This is a genomic window from Aeromonas sp. 603404, assembly GCF_049171775.1.
Lineage (GTDB): Bacteria > Pseudomonadota > Gammaproteobacteria > Enterobacterales > Aeromonadaceae > Aeromonas > Aeromonas veronii_A.
Map to the genome: position 1 here is coordinate 834,061 of NZ_JAAKPE010000001.1, position 19,821 is coordinate 853,881.

General features: G+C 58.0%; 14 protein-coding genes. 8 read left to right on the forward strand and 6 right to left on the reverse strand.

What is annotated here, in order from left to right; all coding sequences use genetic code 11:
• Window positions 1-200: 200 nt before the first annotated feature.
• The 4 genes from mukB to cmoM all read right to left on the reverse strand — a co-directional run bounded on the left by mukB (window position 201) and on the right by cmoM (window position 7,543).
• On the reverse strand, window positions 201-4,628 hold the full coding sequence (gene mukB, locus G5306_RS03625; protein ID WP_421312409.1) for a chromosome partition protein MukB: 4,428 nt from the start codon (window positions 4,626-4,628) through the stop codon (window positions 201-203).
• A 3-nt stretch (window positions 4,629-4,631) separates the two neighbouring features.
• Window positions 4,632-5,351, reverse strand: coding sequence for a chromosome partition protein MukE (gene mukE / locus G5306_RS03630; RefSeq protein WP_042055934.1), 720 nt, complete (start codon window positions 5,349-5,351; stop codon window positions 4,632-4,634).
• Window positions 5,332-6,666, reverse strand: coding sequence for a chromosome partition protein MukF (gene mukF, locus G5306_RS03635; RefSeq protein WP_026034988.1), 1,335 nt, complete (start codon window positions 6,664-6,666; stop codon window positions 5,332-5,334). The genes mukE and mukF overlap by 20 nt, the downstream gene beginning before the upstream one ends.
• 100 nt (window positions 6,667-6,766) lie before the next feature.
• Window positions 6,767-7,543: a tRNA uridine 5-oxyacetic acid(34) methyltransferase CmoM gene (gene cmoM / locus G5306_RS03640; protein ID WP_421204955.1), complete on the reverse strand. Its 777-nt coding sequence runs from the start codon at window positions 7,541-7,543 to the stop codon at window positions 6,767-6,769.
• A 101-nt stretch (window positions 7,544-7,644) separates the two neighbouring features.
• Between cmoM and elyC the strand changes: the two genes are divergently transcribed.
• The 3 genes from elyC (at window position 7,645) to pfkA (ending at window position 10,427) form a co-directional block, all read left to right on the forward strand.
• Complete coding sequence (gene elyC, locus G5306_RS03645) at window positions 7,645-8,415, forward strand: envelope biogenesis factor ElyC (protein WP_421312410.1); 771 nt, start codon at window positions 7,645-7,647, stop codon at window positions 8,413-8,415.
• Between the two features lie 135 nt (window positions 8,416-8,550).
• Window positions 8,551-9,306 (forward strand): triose-phosphate isomerase, encoded by a 756-nt coding sequence (tpiA, locus tag G5306_RS03650; protein ID WP_120414341.1) that lies wholly within the window; start codon window positions 8,551-8,553, stop codon window positions 9,304-9,306.
• Between the two features lie 149 nt (window positions 9,307-9,455).
• A complete protein-coding gene (gene pfkA / locus G5306_RS03655; RefSeq protein ID WP_005336840.1) occupies window positions 9,456-10,427 on the forward strand; it encodes a 6-phosphofructokinase in 972 nt (323 codons plus the stop codon).
• 1,621 nt (window positions 10,428-12,048) lie between these two features.
• Here the strand turns inward: pfkA and G5306_RS03660 are convergent.
• Window positions 12,049-13,290, reverse strand: a complete 1,242-nt coding sequence (locus G5306_RS03660) for a dicarboxylate/amino acid:cation symporter (RefSeq protein WP_106843637.1) — start codon at window positions 13,288-13,290, stop codon at window positions 12,049-12,051.
• Between the two features lie 270 nt (window positions 13,291-13,560).
• On the opposite strand from G5306_RS03660, the gene G5306_RS03665 reads away from it, so the two are divergent.
• The 3 genes from G5306_RS03665 (at window position 13,561) to G5306_RS03675 (ending at window position 17,029) form a co-directional block, all read left to right on the forward strand.
• Window positions 13,561-13,845 carry a pyrimidine/purine nucleoside phosphorylase gene (locus G5306_RS03665; RefSeq protein ID WP_181281630.1) on the forward strand — a complete coding sequence of 95 codons (285 nt, stop codon included), beginning with the start codon at window positions 13,561-13,563 and terminating at the stop codon, window positions 13,843-13,845.
• 152 nt (window positions 13,846-13,997) lie between these two features.
• Window positions 13,998-15,383: an L-serine ammonia-lyase gene (locus tag G5306_RS03670; RefSeq protein WP_421208999.1), complete on the forward strand. Its 1,386-nt coding sequence runs from the start codon at window positions 13,998-14,000 to the stop codon at window positions 15,381-15,383.
• A gap of 275 nt (window positions 15,384-15,658) precedes the next feature.
• A complete protein-coding gene (locus G5306_RS03675; protein WP_005336844.1) occupies window positions 15,659-17,029 on the forward strand; it encodes an L-serine ammonia-lyase in 1,371 nt (456 codons plus the stop codon).
• An 853-nt stretch (window positions 17,030-17,882) separates the two neighbouring features.
• Here G5306_RS03675 and G5306_RS03680 read toward each other — a convergent pair.
• The gene (locus tag G5306_RS03680) at window positions 17,883-18,161 is read right to left on the reverse strand and encodes a YcgL domain-containing protein (RefSeq protein WP_421255174.1); all 279 of its coding nucleotides are present in this window, start codon (window positions 18,159-18,161) and stop codon (window positions 17,883-17,885) included.
• A gap of 107 nt (window positions 18,162-18,268) precedes the next feature.
• Here G5306_RS03680 and minC point away from each other — a divergent pair, with 107 nt between their 5' ends.
• Together minC and minD are read left to right on the forward strand one after the other, a co-directional pair.
• Entirely contained in the window at window positions 18,269-18,988 is a 720-nt protein-coding gene (gene minC, locus G5306_RS03685) for a septum site-determining protein MinC (RefSeq protein WP_013723728.1), read from the forward strand.
• An 18-nt stretch (window positions 18,989-19,006) separates the two neighbouring features.
• On the forward strand, window positions 19,007-19,819 hold the full coding sequence (gene minD, locus G5306_RS03690) for a septum site-determining protein MinD (protein ID WP_005336847.1): 813 nt from the start codon (window positions 19,007-19,009) through the stop codon (window positions 19,817-19,819).
• Window positions 19,820-19,821: the final 2 nt, after the last annotated feature.

Here is a 19,821-nt window from a genome sequence, read left to right on the forward strand (position 1 = left end):
CGGTGACGCTTACGACACGCTTGCAGGCGGGAGCCCCTCACCTTGCCATAGCTCCAAGGCACTCACCATGTTACTCGCCTTGTTGTCAGGCAGCAGCGACCGTGCGGCTACTTTGCCATATCTTCCATGTAAAAAGGGAGGCAAATGCCTCCCTTTCAACTAGTTACCGGTCATCCCGTTCGGGATGGGCCAGAGACTTCTCAGGCAATCAGCTTGTCGTCGGCAAAGCCGAAGCCGCGCAGACCCACCACATGCACGTGCTCGTGCTTGCCCTGCACCTTGCGGATGAGCTTGTAGGTGGTGCCCTTCTCGGGACTGATATTCTCGGGCGCCGCGATAAGCAGCTGCATATCCTGCCGCTCGCACAGCTCGAACAGGGTGGCGATGGATTTGCCATCCAGACGGGCCGCTTCGTCGAGGAACAACAGACGGCAGGGGGCGATATCCTTGCCGCGCAGACGGCGGGACTCCTCCTCCCAGCTGATCAGCACCATCAGCAGGATGGCCTGACCGGTACCGATCGCCTCACCGGTGGAGAGCGCACCGCTCTCGGCCCGCAGCCAGCCATCGGCCCCGCGCTGCACCTCGATCTCCAGCTCCAGATAGTTGCGATAGTCGAGCAGCACGTCACCCATCACCTGATAACTGCGATCTCCCTGCTCTACTTGCGGGTTCAGGCGCTGGAACAGCTTGGCCATCGCCTCGGAGAAGCTGAGCTCCTTGTCGGCGAACAGATCGTTGTGCATGGCAGTTTGATCGGCCAGCGCCGTCAGCAGACGGGTGTGGGCCTCGCGGATATTGACGTTGAGGCGCACCCCGCGCACCAGACCGAAGGCGATGTTCTGCAAGCCCTGGTTGAGCACCCGGATACGGTTCTGCTCGCGGCGGATGATGTTGGTGATCTTGGCCGCCACCTCGTGAGAGGAGAGCGACAGATGGGTTTCCCGCTGCTTGAGCTCGTCAGCCAGACGAGCCAGCTCGATCTCCATCTCCTCAATCGCTTCGACCGGATCATCGGAGCGGATGATGTCGTTGCGGATGCGATCCTTGAGGTAACGGTAGACCTGCACGTAGAAGGCGACCTTCTGCTCGGTACTGCGGTTGCCCTCGGAGAGACGCAGCGCATCGCGCAGAGCCTCGTCGTGGGCCACCGCTACCCGCAGGGCGCCGAGGGCCTTGTCTGACATGGAGCGCAGCTCGTCGCTGTCCAGATACGCCAGCTCGCGCTTATTTAAACGCTTCTCGACGTCGGTCTCCCGCGCCAGACGCACCACCCGAGACCAGTTCGCCTTGTGACCCACCAGAGATTTACGGGCGCTGTAGTAATCCTTGCCTTCCAGCTTGAGACGGCCGCCAAGGGATTCGATCTCACGCTTGGTGACCTGCAACTGGGCCTCGGCGCTGGTGCGACGGGAACGGGTACGGATCAGCAGCTCTTCAATCTCTTTCTTGTGGGCGCGCGCCTTCTCTTCCATATCGTCAGAGAGGGTCAGCCCCATGGCCGCCAGCTCCTGCTCGAACTCGGTCAGGGTCTGGCGCTTGGCCTCGACGCTGGAGTTCAGCGCAGTGCGCAACTGCAACGCCTCGGTGTGGCGCTGGGCAATCTGCTTGTGCTGCTCGCCAGCGGTGCGGGCCGCCAGCTCGGCCGCTTTCAGCTTCTCTTTGAGTCGCTCACTCATTTCAGACGCCTTGCCCAGCAGGTCTTGTGCATCCTGATAGGCAAAGTGCGGCAGACGGGCCACCAGCTGATCGAGGGCGTAGCAACGGCGTTTCTGCTCGGCCAGCAGGTCGCTCACCTCATCATAGGCAGCCTGCAGCGCAGCCAGATCCTGCGGATCCTGACGCAGCACCTGCACCATGGTTTCCAGTTTTTCCAGCGATTTGCCGTGTTTGGCGATAAAAGCTTCGGCCTGTTTCAGGGCCTCAACGTCGGCGTGAGCCGCCTCGAGGCGGGCCGCGAGCTCTGTCTCGGCAAACAGGTGGGCAAAGGGCAGCATCCCCTGTACCAGCTGGATATGGCGAGTCAGCTGGGCGGCAGCCGCTTTGGCATCACTCAGCTGCTTGTCGCACTCGCCGATGGCTCCTTGCAGCGTGCGCAGTTCGGCCTGTTTGGCTTGCACTTCGGCTTCGGGGTCGGGGCGGAAGGCGATATCCAGATGCTGACCGATAAAGTCGCGGAAGTGACCGTAGAGACGGTGGTACTTCTGCTGCTCGAAGGCGGCCTTGGCGTAGCCCTCGATCAGCCCTTCTCGCTCAAGGTCGAGCTGCTCAATCCGTTTCTCCCGGGCGGCGCGGCCAAACAGCGGCAGCTCGGGGTAGCGGGAGAAGCGCACCTGACGCTTGCTGGTGCGCACCAGCACGGCGTCTCCCAGCTCGTCAGCTTCCACCAGATCCTCGTCAAAGGAGTCTGGGTTACCCTGAATCAGGTAGATATCTTCCGGGCAATCTTCCAGCTTTTTCAGCCGCTCGATGGCACCTTCGAGGTCGAGCACCACCAAAGCGCTGCGAGCAGGGCCGTAGAGCGCGGAGTAGTAAGGGGCATCGTCGATGGAGATATCGTCATAGACATCGGAGAGCAGCACGCCCCCCACCTGCTCGGCGATGCGAGCCAGCCGCGGATCCGCCTCGCCTGCCCCCAGCTGCAGATTGCGAATTTGCAGCTCCAGCGCCTGTTTCTGCGCCGCGATGCGGTTGCTCTCCTGTTCGAACTCGCGCTCCTTGTCGAGCACTGTCTGCATACCGGCCGAAAGCTCTTCAGCGGTGGCGAGCGGTAAACCGCTCTGCTCACGCAGTTGCTCGAGTTTTTCAAAGGATTTCAGCCAGCGCGGCGCCAGTTTGGTGAGCTCCGCAATATCACGGCCGAGCTGGGTGCCCTGATGCTCGAGGCTGGCGCGGCGCTGGTTCACCTCCGCCTGCTGCTCGGAGAGCTCCTCCTGACGGGTGCGTTGGGCTTCGAGGAAGATCTCCAGCTCATCGCTGCTGGCAATCAGCTGGCCAGAGGCCTGCTGCAGCTCGTCGCGCAGCTTGAAGAGACTCTTCTGGCTTTCGCTCTCTTTCTCGAGGCGAGCCAGCGCGGCGCGCAGCCCCTGCCCCTGGGCAATGCGAGCCTTGTCTTCGATGTGACGCTTGAGCAACGCCTGCGCGGTGGGCCAGGCGGCCTCGCGCACTGTTTCCGGAGCGATGCTCAAAAGCAGCGCCAACGCCGCTTCATGCTCGGCCACCGCCGCCTTGGCCAGCGCCAATTGCTGTTCGGCCCCCAACACCCGGCTGGTGAGACTCTGCTCGGCTGCGCGGAACTGGTGCAGGGTGTCGCTCGCCTGTTCGGCGGTCAGCCCCGGCAGCTCGCACTGCTCGCGGGCAGCTTCCAGCGCCTGCACCGCTTGACGGTACTGGATGGCGCGGGTCTGCTGAATATCGAGCGCCTGCTGGTAGTCGGCCAGCTGGGTCTTGAGGCTGTCGACTTCTGCCTGTGCCAGCTCCTTGCGCTCTTCCACTTCCAGCAGCTGGCCGTGGATCTCCTCCACCACCGCTTGCTGCTGCTCGAGTTTGTCAGAGAGATCCGCCAGATCGGCGCGATACATCTCGATCTTCTTCTGCAGAGAAACCGCCGCCATCACCTTGGCCAGATGCTCGGAGGCAGACTCCAGCTCGTCGGTCAGCAGTTTTTCGCGGTTGGTGAGCTGCTCCACCTCATCGGCCAGATAGATGGCGCGCTGCTTCTCTTCGGCCAGAATACGGCGCTTGTCGGCCAGCTCCTGGCGCGCCTTGAGGGCCAGCTCGGAGAGACGACTCTTCTCGGCGGCGTTGCGCACATAGTCCGCGGCCACATAGTGTGTGGTCTCGGTGATCAGGTTCTTGAACAGATCCCGCTGACCCTGGGTTTCCTTGATCGCTTCCAGCGTGCGGCGGTTTTCATAGATGGCCGCCTCCATGTCTGCAAACGCCTTGCGCACGCCGGAGTTCTCCGGCAGCAGGTATTCGCGCAGGGAACGGCTGATGGACGAGGAGATGCCGCCGTAGAGGGAAGCCTCGATCAGGCGATAGAACTTGCCGCGATCCTTCTGGTCACGCAGCTTCTTCGGGGTGATGCCGAACTCGAACATGAAGTTGTGATAGTCGGTCACCGTATTGAATTTGGCGACTTTCAGCGCCCCCAGCTCGGCTGCCGCCCCTTTCAGATCGGCGAAGGCGCGTACCCGCCCCTTGCCGCCATCGAGCTTCTCCAGCAGCAGATCGGTCGGCGCCAGATTCTCCGGCACATCCACCAGCGCAAACGGGGTGATGTTGACCTTGTTGTCGCGGTTGGCCACCTGTTCGAGGTGAACGCCGACCCAGATCCGCTGTTCGCGGCTGTTCATCACTTCCAGCAGGGAATAGCAGTGGCCGCGCTGCAGCTTGCCGTAGAGCCCCTTGTCACGGGAGGCGCTGCTCGATCCCGCTTCCGTGGTATTGCGGAAGTGAAGCAGTGACTGATCGGGGATGAGCGCCGCGATAAAGGCCGCCATGGTGGTGGACTTGCCCGCGCCATTGCCGCCGGAAAGAGTGGTGACCAGCTGGTCGAGATCGAAGGTCCGGGCAAAGAAGCCGTTCCAGTTGACCATGGTCAGGGATTTGAACTTGCCTCGCACCGGTTATACCTCCAGATCCAGTTGTTCTTCATCGAGATCCGCCTCGATGTCATCAAAGAGCGAGTCGCTGCTCGGCATTTCGTCGTCGTGGAAGATGGCTTCACCCTCCTGGATCATCCGCAGCTGAACGGCGCGCGGATCTTCATCGGAGCGCACGTCGGCGGCGAAACGGAACACCGATTCGTTGACCCGGAATTTATCCCCGTTACCAAGAGCGGTGATCATGCCAAGGCGGCGCAGACGGCGCATGGAGGTACGGATCTTTTCGAGCAACTTCTTCTTGTCGAGATCGGTACCGCCGGAGCGGCTGTTGACCATCCGCAGCAGCTGCTTCTCGTCGGCGAGGCTCAGCACCTCCTCTTGCAGCTCGGCCATGGCAAATACCCCTTCCGAGGCGAGACGATCCGGACTCAGGTAGAGGTAGCAGAGCACCTTGCCCACCAGCATATCGAGCTCGGAGAGCACAGTCGTGCCGATGTCGGAGCTCGGGCGCGGGCGCAGGTAGAAGAAGCCTTCCGGCGCCTTGATCAGCTCCACCTGATAGCGGCCGTAGAAGATCTCCAGCTCGCTGTGATATTCGAGCAGCGCCGAATGCTGCTCGAACTCGTCGGCACTGATGTGGCGACCGGAGCGCAAGGCTGTGTCGATGCGCGGAAACAAGGGGTTGGCAATCGCCTCTGCGAGGCGCAGCGGCAAGGGAAACTCAGAATTGATCAATGACATAGGCCTGAACCTTGGATCCAGCTTGGTTAATGGGTTTCCATGCGGGTTGGCGATGCAGTTCGCGCTCGCCGCTGGCATGGCCCAGGCGCACGGCCTGGTCGATCAGAAGACGCGCCACATCGAAGTGGGCATGAGCCGGGTAGTCCAGCAGGTATTCGCGCAGCACATCGGCCAAGTCCAGCTGCTGGCCCTGCTCGGGGTAGCGGGCCAGATAGCGCTCGATGCGCTCGGCCAGCTCCTGGTTGATATCCACCATCTCGACATACTCCATCTCGAGGGGCACCTCACCGGTCACCTCCTCGTCGTGGATGGCGATGGTTTCGTCGCGCAGCTCCAGCAGGCGGGGCTCTTCGGCCACCCGCAGCTGCCAGTTGTGCTGCTCGAAGTTGCGGATGGACTCGCGCAGCCGCTGGCTGAAGGCGCGGTTCTTGTCCATGTCGATGGCGTTGCGGATAAATTTGTGGACATGTCTGTCGTAGCGGGACCAGAGCTCGATGCACTGCTGACCCCAGCTGGTGATGACGTCAAGGCGCCCTTGCAAGGCGTGAGTCAGCTCCTCGACGTGGAACAGATCGTCGCGCCCCTGCGCCGCTTCCTGAATGTTGAGCAGCCCCGCCTGCAGGCGGTGGCCGGCAGCGTCCAGGGTATCCTGCAGCTCGCGCAGAGTCTGGCCGGTCTCGTGCAGCAGCTTTTCGCAGCTGTGAATGGCATCGACCCAGTTCTGGGTCAGCAGGGCCGCGATTTCGCTTTTGACCTGATTCTGCTGCTCATCCATGGCGCGCTGGGTGAGATCGATGCGGCCCAGGGTCTCTTCCAGCGAGAAGGTGAGGCGCGGCAGCACCTCGGCATCCCACTGCTCACGGGTGTTGGTTTCCAGCGCCGCCTTGCGGGCGGTGTCGAGCTCGGCAGCCAGGTGTTCGAGCAGAATGGAGAGCTTGATGGAGTCAACCTGACGCTGATCCATAAAGAAGTCGACGATGCTCACACCCAGGCGTGACAGGCGGTAGAGGCTCTCCCCCGCCACCATGTCGGTGTTGAAGCGCGACAGCAGCTGCTGGCGAATGAGATCGTTGATGGCGTTGTTGGCGCGACCGGTAAGGGTCTCGTCCATCTGGCCGAAAGCGCTGCTGACATAGCCAAAGGCGTCGTGCAGCGCCGCTTCCGACAAGTCCGACTCATCTTCGGACAGGGTCTTGATTGCAATCAGAAAGGCCAGCCGGTCGGTTGGCAGGCTCAACGCCAACCCCTCCTGCCTGACCCACCCTACTAGCTCCGGTAAAGAACGCTCTGGCAGGGTACGGGATGTACTCATCATGATGTTGTCATCTCGTTGTTGTATTGGGCGCAAAATCGTGCGCGCGGCTACATCCGGTAGCATCGAAAACATGGTTCACATCGACGTGAACCGCGAGCAATCAACTGGCCGGCTTCTGGGCCATCACATGGATATAGCGACCGAGGGCGACAAAAGGCTCCTGACGGCAATATTGCTGCTCCATGGCCAGCAGATCGTCGAACTTCTCCACCTGATCCTGCTTGTGACGCATATAGTCGTGGATCACCCGCACCCCGGTCTTGCCGATGATGCGCAGCCCCCCGCGACCAATCCAGTCATAGACCTGCTCCGGCAACTGGGGGTTGGTGGGCGTAAGCGCAGTCTGCCGCTTCTTGCGAAGACCAAGGCGCACATAGTCAAAATTGCCCACCACCAAGCTCTGGAACAGCAAACCATGACGGTTGTAGAAAAGCAGCGACAGTATGCCCCCGGCATTGACGAAAGGGAACAGACCCAGCAAGGTCTGGCGCGGCTCGGCGAGCCACTCCAGCACCGCATGGCAGAGCACCAGATCAAAGGTACCGGTCACGTGTTGCTTCAGATCCTGAATGGGGCATTGGATGAGACGAATTTTGTCTTCCAGCCCCTTCTCGGCGATCTGGCTGCGGGCCAGTTCCAGCATTTCGGCTGACAGATCGCACAGCTCCACCTGATGGCCCATGGCCGCCAGCTTCTGGGCGAAATAGCCAAAACCGCCTCCCGCATCGAGGATGCGCAGCGGTCGGTTGCCAAGGCGGGCCAGGCAGGCTTCGATGTCGCTCCAGACAATGGTGGTGCGGATGCGCCCCTTGGTGGAGTCGTAAATGTTGCGGGCGAACTTGTCGGCGCGCCCGTCAAAACTCTGATCGTGCTTCAAGGAGAAACTCAACATTAGCGCCACAGGGTTGTGGCCATCCCAAAAAAGAGAGGTATTCTGTCACATCCCGAATTTGCTGAAAACTCAAGGAAGTGTCTGCCGTGTTTGTGATTAAAAAGTGGCTGGGTCAGCTGTTGATGCCGCTCCCCTTCTCCCTCTCCCTGCTGTTGGTCGCCCTGCTGCTGCTCTGGTTCACCCGTTTTCAGAAAACCGGCAAACTACTGGCCACTCTCTCGCTGCTCATTGTGGCGCTGATGGGGATGCGGCCGATGAGCTATGAACTGGCCCGCGGGCTGGAGCAGACCTACCCGCCGTTCGAGGTGAGCCAGCATCCCAACATCGATGCCATCGTGGTGCTCGGCAATGGCCATGTCAGCGACCCGGCGGTGCCGATGCGCAGTTGGCAAAACAATATTGCCTTGGCCCGCACTCTCGAAGGGGTTCGCCTTGCCCAGGCCTATCCCGACGCCGAGCTGGTGTTCTCCGGCTATGTGTCGGGGGATCCTCTCTCCAATGCCGAGGTCAATGCCCGGATGGCCGAGAGCCTCGGCATACCCCGCTCGCGGATGACGTTGTTTGAAAACAACAAAGACACTCATGATGAGGCGGTCAGTATCAGCCGCCATCTGAAAGGAAAAGAGGTGGCGCTGGTCAGTTCGGCCACTCATTTGCCACGTGCCATGGCCCTCTATCAGGTTCAGGGACTCAAGGCCGTGCCGGCCCCCACCGATTACACCGCCAAGCAGAGCCAGGTACCCCAGCCGCTCTACAGTTTTTTACCCAAAGGACGTTATCTGATGTATTCCGAAGCTGCCATCCACGAATGGATTGGGGTATGGTGGGCTCGCTTGCGGGGGCAGGTTAACGAATGAGCGATCAAGCGTTTCATTCCTGATTTGGATCAGGAAAGCGAAAAAAAATTACGTCATTTGCCGCCGGGTCAGCTATCTTGGGCTCGGTTCAATTCATATAATGTCGCGCAATCAAATGCCTAGGAGATATACAAGATGAGACAGCACCTGGTAATGGGTAACTGGAAACTGAACGGCACCAAGGCTTCTGTAGAAGCTCTGATCAAAGGACTGACCCCGGCTGCTGCCGCTCATCCTTCTGTACAAGTCGCCGTCTGCCCGCCGGTTATCTTTTTGGGTCTGGTTGAGCAACTGACCGCTGGCAGCAAGATTGCCTACGGTGCCCAGAACGCTGACGTTCACGAGTCTGGTGCCTTCACCGGCGAAAACGCCCCCTCCATGCTGAAAGCTTTTGGTTGCACCTACTCTCTGGTCGGCCACAGCGAGCGTCGTACCCTGCACGCAGAGAGTGACGACGTGGTTGCTGCCAAGTACGAAGCGATACAGAAAGGCGGCCTGATCCCGGTTCTGTGCATCGGTGAAACTCTGGAGCAGTTCGAAGCCGGCGTGACCAAGAACGTGGTTGAGACCCAGCTGAAAGCCGTTATCGACCGTTGCGGCATCGCCTCCTTCAACAACGCCGTTATCGCTTACGAGCCGGTATGGGCCATCGGTACTGGCAAGACTGCCACTCCGGAGATCGCTCAGTCCGTTCACGCTCACATCCGTCAGTACCTGGCCGGTTTTGATGCCGCCGTTGCTGCCAAAGTACAGATCCTGTACGGCGGTTCCGTCACTGGCGCCACTGCAGCCGACCTGTTCGGTCAGCCGGACATCGACGGTGGCCTGGTCGGTGGTGCGTCCCTGAAAGTGGACGACTTCTCCCAGATCATCGCTGGCGCTGCCAAGTAATCGCTGATTACGGCAAAGAGAGGGGCTGGTCCCCTCTCTTGTATCGCTTTTCCTATGGTGGCCCCCGCATCCCATATGAAAGCCGATATAGTAAAAGTGGCTTGTCTATTTAAACATTCGTATTTGACAACTCAGATCCAGAGGCACTCATGACCAAACAAATCAAACGTATTGGTGTTTTGACCAGTGGTGGCGACGCACCGGGTATGAACGCAGCCATTCGCGCCGTGGTTCGCGCCGGTTTGCATCATGGCCTGGAAGTTTACGGTATTTATGATGGCTACCTCGGTCTGCACCAGGATCGTATCGTCAAGCTGGAGCGTCACAGCGTCTCCGACGTGGTGAACCGTGGTGGTACTTTCCTCGGCTCCGCCCGTTTCCCTGCCTTCAAAGACCCCGCAGTGCGCGCCGAAGCAATCGAAAACCTGAAAAAGCACGGTATCGATGCGCTGGTCGTCATCGGTGGTGACGGCTCCTACATGGGTGCCAAGAAGCTGACCGAAGAGGGTTTCCCCTGCATCGGCCTGCCGGGCACCATCGACAACGACATCGCCGGTACCGACTTCACCATCGGCTTTGATACCGCTCTGAACGTAGTTGTTGACGCCATCGACCGCCTGCGCGACACCTGCAGCTCCCACCACCGTATCTCCGTGGTCGAGATCATGGGCCGCCACTGTGGCGATCTGGCCATGTCCGCCGCCGTTGCCGGTGGTGCCGAATATGTGATCGTGCCGGAAGTAGCCTTCGACAAAGAGAAGCTGCTCAAGCAGATCAAGGAAGGCGAAGCCAAGGGCAAGAAGCACGCCATCATCACCATCTGTGAGCACGTTACCGACGTGAATGCGCTGGCCAAGGACATCGAAGCCCTGACCGGTCGTGAAACCCGCGCAACCATCCTGGGTCATATCCAGCGTGGCGGTGCCCCGACTGCTCGTGACCGCATCATGTCCAGCCGTATGGGTGCTTACGCCGTTGAGCAGCTGCTGGCTGGTCACGGTGGTCGCTGCGTCGGTATCCAGCGCAACGAGCTGGTACACCACGACATCATCGACTGCATCGAGAACATGAAGCGTCCGTTCGATCAGGAGTTGTACAACCTCTCCACCACCCTGTTCTAAGCCACGCGGCTTTTAACCGGCTGTTGATGACAAAAACCCTCCATCGGAGGGTTTTTTATATCTTACAAAAACGTGGGCATCGGCACGCTGTGTGGCCCTCACCATACGGGTTGCCTGATTCCCAACCCTTGCGCCATCTGACTGATCACTAGCCTTCCTCTGCTCACAGCAACCGGCTTCAGCCTACGAACAGAGTTCCGGTATCGTCGTGGATGTGTTTTATTACTGCGAACCGGATTGCGTTGACCTGTGCTCTGTCGACCCTGAAACGAGCTTGTTCAGCCTCCTCGTCATACGCCGCTTTTTATATCTCAATCTTGTAGAAGGGATTCAGATATCTTCCCCAACCATGCTCCGGCGCAGTTCTCGTATTGCACTCACATGACTCACTCAGGTGCATCGCCCACGCAGATCGCTGCTCGCGCCCAGCCCAGCCCAGCCCAGCCCAGCCCAGCCCAGCCAGAGAATACGCCTCTGGCCTATTGCCCACCTCACTCTTGCTGCGGCCATGTCTATTCCGAGGCCAACGGGGAAATTGGCGGTGATAAAACAGCCAGCTGCTACTCTGTATCCCCCCGATGCACGGCTCTCATCCCTATGAACCCAGTGTATTGTGTATAAATGCGGAGACTCCGGACTGATAAAGTGATGGTGCGACAAGGGCTGGCGACCAGATTGTCTCCATAGACTTATTTTGGATGGGCTATCTACGTCAAGTATCGTCAAATCATTACCTCGTACACTTTTCATGGCCTTAATGACGCCATTACGAGGGTGAAAACTTATAAAACCCCATTGAAGCCCCATGCAAAACCCATTACCAAGCCAACTAGCAGCTCACCAACCAATTGAATTTAAATGAAATAATCATAAGGACAGCGTCTTGAATGCCTCCCCTGCCAGATAAGGTGATAAAATAAGCTCAATATGACAAAAATAGACACCTCAACCAACCACGCACACAAAGAAGCTATTTTATCAATTTACACCTTGTTTTACCCCCTTGTTATGGTATCTTGACTACATCAACCAACAACTTAGGGAGAGAAAAATGAAAGAGTTTGTCGTTACTGCCGTTTTCACGGTGTTTTTCACCCTGGTTGCTGTCTCTCTGCCCTCACTGTCACAGTTCTGAGCCGGATAGAGAGGCATCAATCCGGACCGACCCTCTTTGCCATGTCTGTTTAATCGCCACCAACTGGCGCTTTTCAGTGACAATGCCGAGATGGTCAACATAGATATGATTTCATCACGTTGACGCTGTTTCTTTCGCCACAAGGGTGTAACCAGGATGGTTTAACCATATGGCCTGATGGAGTAGAACCAGCAGCAAATCATATCCGAGGGGAGCGAGGCTCCCCTTTTTGTTACCTGTCTTTGACAACCCCATTGCCCCGGCGGCCACACAGGCAGCCATCCGTCACAAGGCCCATGCCCACAACTGATGTTTTCCCTCCCGTGCTCTCCATTCAACACAGCTACATCCGTCAGCAATCTCTTGTGCACACCTTTGCTCTGATACTTGTCCGGCAGATATAAAAAAGCCCCCGCCATCATGGCAGGGGCTCGCGTTTCTCAGTGTCAGCTTAGGGCTGTTATATCTCAGTCCAGCTCAAAGCCGTTATGCCTTGTTCCAGCGCTGCGGGTCATATTCCGGGCTGAAGCGGTCAACAATGACAGCACAGGCCGCATCGCCGGTGATATTGAGGGAGGTGCGGATCATGTCGAACAGACGGTCCAGCGCGAACAGCAGCGGCAACCCTTCGATGGGGATCCCGGCCGCCAGCAGCACGGCAACCACCAGGAAGCTTGGGCCCGGCACACCGGCCTGACCGATCGCCCCCAGAGTGGAGGTCACAATGATGGCCGCCCAGGCACCGACGCTCAGATCGATGTTGTAAACCTGCGCGAAGAAGATGGCGACCAGACCGTAATAGATGGCGTTGCCGCTCATATTGATAGTGGCACCCAACGGCAACACGAAGGAGGCGGTCGCGTTGGTCACTTTCAGATCATGCTCGCAGGTCTCCATATTGACCGGCAGGGTCGCCATGGAAGAGGCGGTGGAGAAGGCCACGATCTGCGGCTTCTTCATGGCAGAGAGGTACTTCATCACCGGCGTGTTGGAGAACATCATCACCAGCAGCGGATAGACCACGAAGCCGAAGATGAGGATGGCAGCCACATAGACCACGAATAGCTTGAGTACCAGGGTCAGCACATCGAAGCCATAGGTACCGATGGCTTCCGCCATCAGACCGAACACCCCGAGCGGCGCGATGATCATCACCTTGTTGATCATCCAGACGAAGGCATCCACCAGGGTATTGAGCCCATCGACCAGTGGCTTGGCCCGCTCGCGCGGCTGTTTGGCCAGCGCAATGCCGAGGAACATGCAGAACACCAGGATCTGCAGGATGTTCGCTTCGTTGAGGGAGTTGAAGACGTTGGTGGGGATCATGCCAAGCAAGGTGGCGACTGCATCCGGCAACGCCCCTTTATCGGCATAGTCACCGCCAAACATGGAAGCGACGGAAGCGAAATCGACCCCGACACCCGGTTTGAAGATCTGCCCCATCACCAGTGCCAGCAACACGGCCAACGCTGAGGTCACGAGGAAGAAGGCCAGCGTAGCCGCACCGATCTTGCCCGCAGCGGGGCTGGCGCCCAGATTGGCGGCGCCGGAGAGGATGGCTACCGCCACCAGCGGGATCACCAGCATCTTGATCAGCTGGATAAACAGGGTACCGAGCGGTGCAAACACGATGGCTTGTTCACCCATGAACGCGCCGACCACTGCGCCCAGTACCATGGCGACCACAACCTGGAAGCCGATGTTTTTAATGAGTCCTTTAGTTAACACAATATGTTCCTTTATGTAGCAAAATTCACACTTTTCCCAGTGCAATTAACCAAACAGGGGAATGAGCGGCTGCCCATTCCCCTGTTTGCGCGTGTTATCTCACATTTAATTGCTGTTTTAAATCAGCAAATCATTAACCTTGGCTATTAATAAGTTTGCGAAAAAGTGAAGATTCAAAGCGGCCTCGGCGATTTTTACCTCATCCCCCATGACAACTGGCAAAAGATTGTGCTAGTTTGGCTACACAAACGTACACACAGGGATGTAAAGATGCTGAAAGTTAACGAGTATTTCGACGGAAATGTAAAATCCATCGGTTTCGAACAAAAAGGCGAGAAATCAACCGTCGGGGTGATGAACGCCGGTGACTACCTGTTCAACACTGCCGCCCCCGAACGGATGACAGTGATCAAGGGCGCCCTCACCATCCAGCTGGCTGATGAAGATGAGTGGCACACCTACAGCCAGGGTGAATCCTTCCTGGTGGCCGGTCACTCCTCCTTCAAACTGGAAGTGACAACTCCCACTGCCTATCTGTGCGAATTTCTCGACTGATCAGGCCGGTTGAAGGGGAGCACCCCCTTCAACCTTATTGGCCCCCCCAGCCCCATTATCTGTGTCCATGTCACAGCACCGCACATCCCCGCTTTTCATCCATGGCAAAAATCCTAGAATAAACAGACATAAACCATCACCGGAGTGGTGTCATGATCAGTGTGTTTGACCTTTTCTCTATCGGTATCGGCCCCTCCTCTTCCCATACAGTCGGTCCTATGCGCGCCTCTTATGCTTTTGTGCAGCAGCTCAAGCTCCATGGCCATCTGCCTCATACTGCGCGAGTCGAAGTGGAGTGTTACGGCTCGCTGGGACAGACCGGCAAGGGACACGGTACCGGCAAGGCGATCATTCTGGGGCTGTCGGGCTTTGAACCGGAATCTGTCGATATCGATGCCATCCCCGCCATTCTGGCACACGTGGAAAAGGAGCAGAGCCTACAGTTGGCTGGCGAACAGCCAAGCTATTTTCCCCGCATCGGTGCCATCATCTTCAACCGCCGCAAAACCCTGCCGGCCCACACCAACGGCATGACTCTGCGGGCCTTTGATAAAGAGGAAAACCTGCGCTTCAGCCAGACCTACTACTCCATCGGGGGCGGCTTCATCATTGAAGAGAGCCACTTTGCTACCGCCAAGGAGGAGGCCGCCAAGTCCGATGCCGAACACCCTGTCCCCTATCCGTTCGACAGCGGCGCCCAACTGCTGGCCCACTGTCAGGAGAGCGGCCTCTCCATCTCGGGGCTGATCCTGGCCAATGAGCGGGTCTTTCGCAGCGATGAGCAGATAAAAGCGGGGCTGCGCAAGATCTGGCAGGCGATGCAAGGCTGCGTCGATCGTGGCTGCAAGAGCGAAGGGGTGCTGCCGGGCGGCCTCAAGGTTCGGCGCCGCGCCCCGGGGCTGTTCCGCCAGTTAAGCTGCGAGACCAACTTCAACAAGGATCCGCTGATGGTGATGGAGTGGGTCGATCTCTTTGCGCTGGCGGTCAATGAAGAGAACGCCGCCGGTGGCCGGGTGGTCACCGCCCCCACCAATGGCGCTGCGGGCATCATCCCCGCCGTGCTGCACTACTACGATCGCTTCGTCCACAAGGTGGATGACGAGACGCTGATCCGCTACTTCCTCACCGCGGCTGCCATCGGCATCTTATATAAGAAGAATGCCTCCCTGTCGGGAGCGGAAGTGGGCTGTCAGGGTGAGGTTGGCGTGGCCTGCTCCATGGCGGCCGGCGCGCTGACCGAACTCTTGGGTGGCAGCCCGGCCATGGTGGAAAACGCCGCCGAGATCGGCATGGAGCACAACCTCGGGCTCACCTGCGATCCTATTGGCGGGCTGGTACAGGTGCCCTGCATCGAGCGCAACGCCATGGGCGCAGTGAAAGCGATCAATGCAGCTCGTCTCGCCCTGCGCGGCACCGGCGAGCACAAGGTGTCGCTGGACAAGGTGATCAAGACCATGTGGGAGACCGGCAACGACATGAAGACCAAATACAAGGAGACGGCCCGTGGTGGCCTCGCCGTTAACATTACCGAATGTTAAAAAACGGAAAGTGAATCCATTTGGTTCCGAAATGCCCGGCATCGCCGGGTATTTTTATGGGCAAACGCTTAACAAAATGGATAAGCACAAAAATAAATTTTATACTCGCGCCTCAGATTCAACAAAAATAGATCTATTTCAACTTTTTTTAGGTCTGGAGCCGTTACACTACGGTTATCTGGTTCTGTGACCTGCGCTGACAAGCGCGTTCCATGGATCTCCCAAATTTCTGTGAGTGGGCATGCCGCCCCCTTCTACCCTGAGGTAATAGTGACATGATCAGCGTTTTTGATATCTTCAAAATCGGTGTAGGCCCCTCTTCTTCCCACACTGTTGGCCCGATGAAAGCGGCCAAGCAGTTTGTTGACGAGCTGCGCGCGGGCGGCAAGATCCGCGATGTAACCCGGATCAATGTCGATGTCTACGGCTCCCTCTCCTGGACTGGCAAAGGCCACCATACCGACACTGCCATCATCATGGGCCTGGCTGGCAACCTGCCGGAAAATGTCGATATCGATGCCATCCCCGAGTTTATCTCCCGTGTTGAGCAGACCGAGCGCCTGCCGATCGGCCTGCACTGCCACACCGTCAGCTTCCCGCGCGACGCCATGGTATTCCACGACGAAGCCCTGCCGCTGCACGAAAACGGCATGAAGCTGACTGCCCTGATCGAAGATGAAGTGGTCTACAGCAAGACCTATTACTCCATCGGTGGTGGCTTTATCGTTGACGAAGAGAACTTCGGCAAGGCTGACAGCGGCGACATGTCCGTACGCTATCCGTTCAAGAGCGCCGCTGAGCTGGTTGCCCATTGCAGCCAGACCGGTCTCTCCATCTCTGCCCTGATGATGGAAAACGAGAAGTGCTTCAACACTCCGGAAGAGATCTACAAGAAGTTCGGCAAGATCTGGAACACCATGCGCGAAGGTATCGAGCGCGGCTGCCGTACCGAAGGCGTGCTCTCCGGCCCGCTGCGCGTACCCCGTCGTGCCGCGCCGCTCTATCGTCAGCTCAACACCAACGAGAACCTCTCGAGCGATCCGATGAACATCGTTGACTGGGTCAACATGTTCGCTCTGGCCGTGAGTGAAGAGAACGCTGCCGGTGGCCGAGTGGTCACTGCCCCGACCAACGGCGCTGCCGGTATCATCCCGGCCGTACTGGCTTACTACGACAAGTTCATCCAGCCGGTTGGCCGCGACGAGTACACCCGCTTCTATCTGGCTGCCGGTGCCGTCGGCATCCTCTACAAAATGAACGCCTCCATCTCCGGCGCCGAAGTGGGCTGTCAGGGTGAAGTGGGTGTCTCCTGCTCCATGGCCGCTGCCGGTCTAACCGAGCTGATGGGCGGTAGCCCGGAGCACGTTTGCGAAGCCGCCGAGATCGGTATGGAACACAACCTGGGTCTGACCTGTGATCCGGTTGCCGGTCAGGTACAGGTGCCTTGCATCGAGCGTAACGCCATCGCCGCCATGAAGGCAGTCAACGCCTCCCGTATGGCCCTGCGTCGTACCTCCAAGCCGCGCGTCTCCCTGGACAAGGTGATCGAGACCATGTACATCACCGGCAAGGACATGGACTCCAAGTACCGTGAAACCTCCCGTGGCGGTCTGGCCATCAAGGTGATGCAGGTTGCCTGCGAATAAATAAGGGTTGCGACCCTCATCTGAACTAAGGCGGGATATCCCGCCTTTTTTATTGCCCGAATGGGATGCCGGGCACTTATACCGGCATACCGACCATTTCACTGTAGGGCGTCGCTGATATACCCTGCTACGCCACCGCAATGCGGATTGCCTTGTCTGCATACCTCTCTAATTACATACCTTGATTAACTCTTCTCAATGCATTGAGAGGGACATTACGCCCCTACATGAAACCTGTACCTGCTATCTTGCCCCGGTCACAATTTCACAACTAATCGATATCGAGATGGCCCCTCAGCTCAATATCCCCCCTTTGGTCATACCCTTGTTTGGCAAGACGCGGTTACCGCTCACCCTGCGGATTATCACGCCGCCACATTGATTGCCTCCTATGTGGTACTTTCGTGATCAGGGCAAACAATCAAGCACACAAACAGAGGGTTAGCTCATCATTTTAGCCACAGCGCATCGCACAAACTGGTTTTAGCACCGTTATCACCGCCCTCTTTACGCCCTATTTGATGTAAAACGCATCGGGCAGTGGAGGCCAAAAAGCGCCCAAGGAAGAGGCTGAAAATAATCGATGAATGAGCCAATAGTCGTTGAAATGGAGGATATGAGTACGCGCTACTCGCTATTTTTGTGAGCGCCAGCAAAGGTTGACGATATGGTGTTGGGAGCAGATTGACTTTCTATTTAAACAGCGAAAAGTGAATATCACCAAAGGGAGGGTTTAATTTGGCCAGATCCTGTCACGGGATTATCGCAAGCTACCTCTTCGGGGCCGAAATGCGTCATGCAGAGTCACAAAGAATTAGCCCCGCTTGGCAGAACGCACAACGGGGCTGGATATTCAGGCTGGTTTTTTCAGGCTGGCCTTGTGTTGCTCCAGCAAATTCTCGGGGGGCGGCGGCACCTGCAGGTAGAAGCCCTGAGTCGTCAGCGCCTCCATTACCTTGCCAACATCGGCCATTCCCAAGGGCTTAGCGGGGTCCAGTTTGGTCATCAATACCAGTTCTGGGCGGCCAAACACCCCCATCAAGGGCGCGGGGACGCGGGAAAAATCCTCTCTTCTCTCAACAAAAAGGTAGGTCTCGGCTTTTTTGCGACTTTTATAGACTGCACACAACATGGAAATTGATATAATCCGACGAGTTTATTGCCTCTGATGGGGGCAAACTATAACATCAGGAATTGAATAACAATAACGGATTAGCATCTCTGCCTCGGGGAAGATTCATGGTTGAGCGCGATAACGAATTGAAAGGGACCACCTTCACTATTTCTGTGTTGCATATCAGCGATGGCGAGCCTGAGCGGATACGTCAGTTGTTGGCCGAAAAAGTGGCCCAGGCACCCTACTTTTTTAATTGTGCGCCGCTGGTGATCAATGTTTCCCGACTGGAACATATTCCCGATTTCGAACAGCTCAAGGAGCTGGTGGAGTCCGAAGAGTTTGTGCTGGTTGGCATCACGGGGGCGCGCAGTGAAGAGATGAAGACGGCCGCCAAGGCGGTGGGACTGGCAGTGATGGCCTCGGGCAAGAGTCGCAAGAGCGAACCGGAACCCGAGCCTGCCCCCGCGCCAGCCGCCCCTGAGGTGGTTCCCGAGCCCGAACCCGCCCCCTTGATCCCGAGCAAGGTACATGTGGGACCGGTTCGTTCCGGCCAGCAGATTTATGCCGCCGGTACCTCGTTGGTGGTGCTGGGGTCCGTCAGTCCAGGAGCCGAAGTGCTCGCCGACGACAGCATTCATATTTATGGCACCCTGCGTGGCAGAGCCATTGCCGGTGCCCGGGGAAACACCCAGGCCCGGATCTATTGCCAGCAATTACAGGCCGAGCTGCTCTCCATCGCGGGCACATTCCAGCTGAGCGATGCATTGCCGGCAGGCCTGATCCAGCAACCGGTACACGTCCGGCTGGACAATGAACAACTCCGAATAGACCGTATCAAATAGAGTTACAAGGAAGCGAGAATGGCGCGAATCATAGTCGTTACATCGGGTAAAGGTGGCGTTGGCAAGACCACAACCAGTGCGGCCCTGAGCACCGGCTTAGCCCAGCGTGGTCACAAGACAGTGGTCATTGACTTTGACATCGGTCTGAGAAACCTGGATCTCATCATGGGCTGCGAGCGGCGCGTGGTGTATGACTTCGTCAACGTCATCAATGGGGAAGCAAACCTCAATCAGGCGCTGATCAAGGATAAACGCTCGGAAAATCTGTTTATCCTGCCCGCCTCCCAGACCCGGGACAAAGATGCCCTCACCCGTGAGGGGGTCGAGAAGATCCTGGATCAACTGGCGGAGATGAAGTTCGATTACATCGTCTGCGACTCCCCGGCGGGGATCGAGGCGGGCGCACTGATGGCGCTCTATTTTGCCGATGAAGCGATCGTCACCACCAACCCGGAAGTCTCTTCCGTGCGTGACTCCGACCGCATCCTTGGCATCCTGGCCTCCAAGTCTCGCCGCGCCGAGCGTGGCGAAGACCCCATCAAGGAGCACCTGCTGCTGACCCGCTACTGCCCGACCCGCGTCAACCGCGGCGACATGCTGAGCGTGCAGGATGTGCAGGAGATCCTGGCCATCCCGCTGCTCGGGGTGATCCCGGAGTCCCAGGCGGTGCTGCGCGCCTCCAACTCCGGCGAACCGGTCATCCTGGACAAGGAGTCCGATGCCGGTCAGGCCTACGAAGATGCGGTGTCCCGCCTGCTGGGCGATGCCAAGGAATTTCGTTTTCTGGAAGAAGAGAAGAAGGGCTTCTTTAGCCGACTGTTCGGGAGTTAAAC

Excerpts from the sequence above, each read along its gene's own strand:
- G5306_RS03670 (WP_421208999.1), top strand. The coding sequence starts at position 13,998 with ATGATCAGTGTGTTTGACCTTTTCTCTATCGGTATCGGCCCCTCCTCT.
- G5306_RS03665 (WP_181281630.1), top strand. The coding sequence starts at position 13,561 with ATGCTGAAAGTTAACGAGTATTTCGACGGAAATGTAAAATCCATCGGT.
- G5306_RS03680 (WP_421255174.1), bottom strand. The coding sequence starts at position 18,161 with ATGTTGTGTGCAGTCTATAAAAGTCGCAAAAAAGCCGAGACCTACCTT.
- mukE (WP_042055934.1), bottom strand. The coding sequence starts at position 5,351 with ATGTCATTGATCAATTCTGAGTTTCCCTTGCCGCTGCGCCTCGCAGAG.
- tpiA (WP_120414341.1), top strand. The coding sequence starts at position 8,551 with ATGAGACAGCACCTGGTAATGGGTAACTGGAAACTGAACGGCACCAAG.
- mukF (WP_026034988.1), bottom strand. The coding sequence starts at position 6,666 with ATGATGAGTACATCCCGTACCCTGCCAGAGCGTTCTTTACCGGAGCTA.
- minC (WP_013723728.1), top strand. The coding sequence starts at position 18,269 with ATGGTTGAGCGCGATAACGAATTGAAAGGGACCACCTTCACTATTTCT.
- pfkA (WP_005336840.1), top strand. The coding sequence starts at position 9,456 with ATGACCAAACAAATCAAACGTATTGGTGTTTTGACCAGTGGTGGCGAC.
- minD (WP_005336847.1), top strand. The coding sequence starts at position 19,007 with ATGGCGCGAATCATAGTCGTTACATCGGGTAAAGGTGGCGTTGGCAAG.
- G5306_RS03675 (WP_005336844.1), top strand. The coding sequence starts at position 15,659 with ATGATCAGCGTTTTTGATATCTTCAAAATCGGTGTAGGCCCCTCTTCT.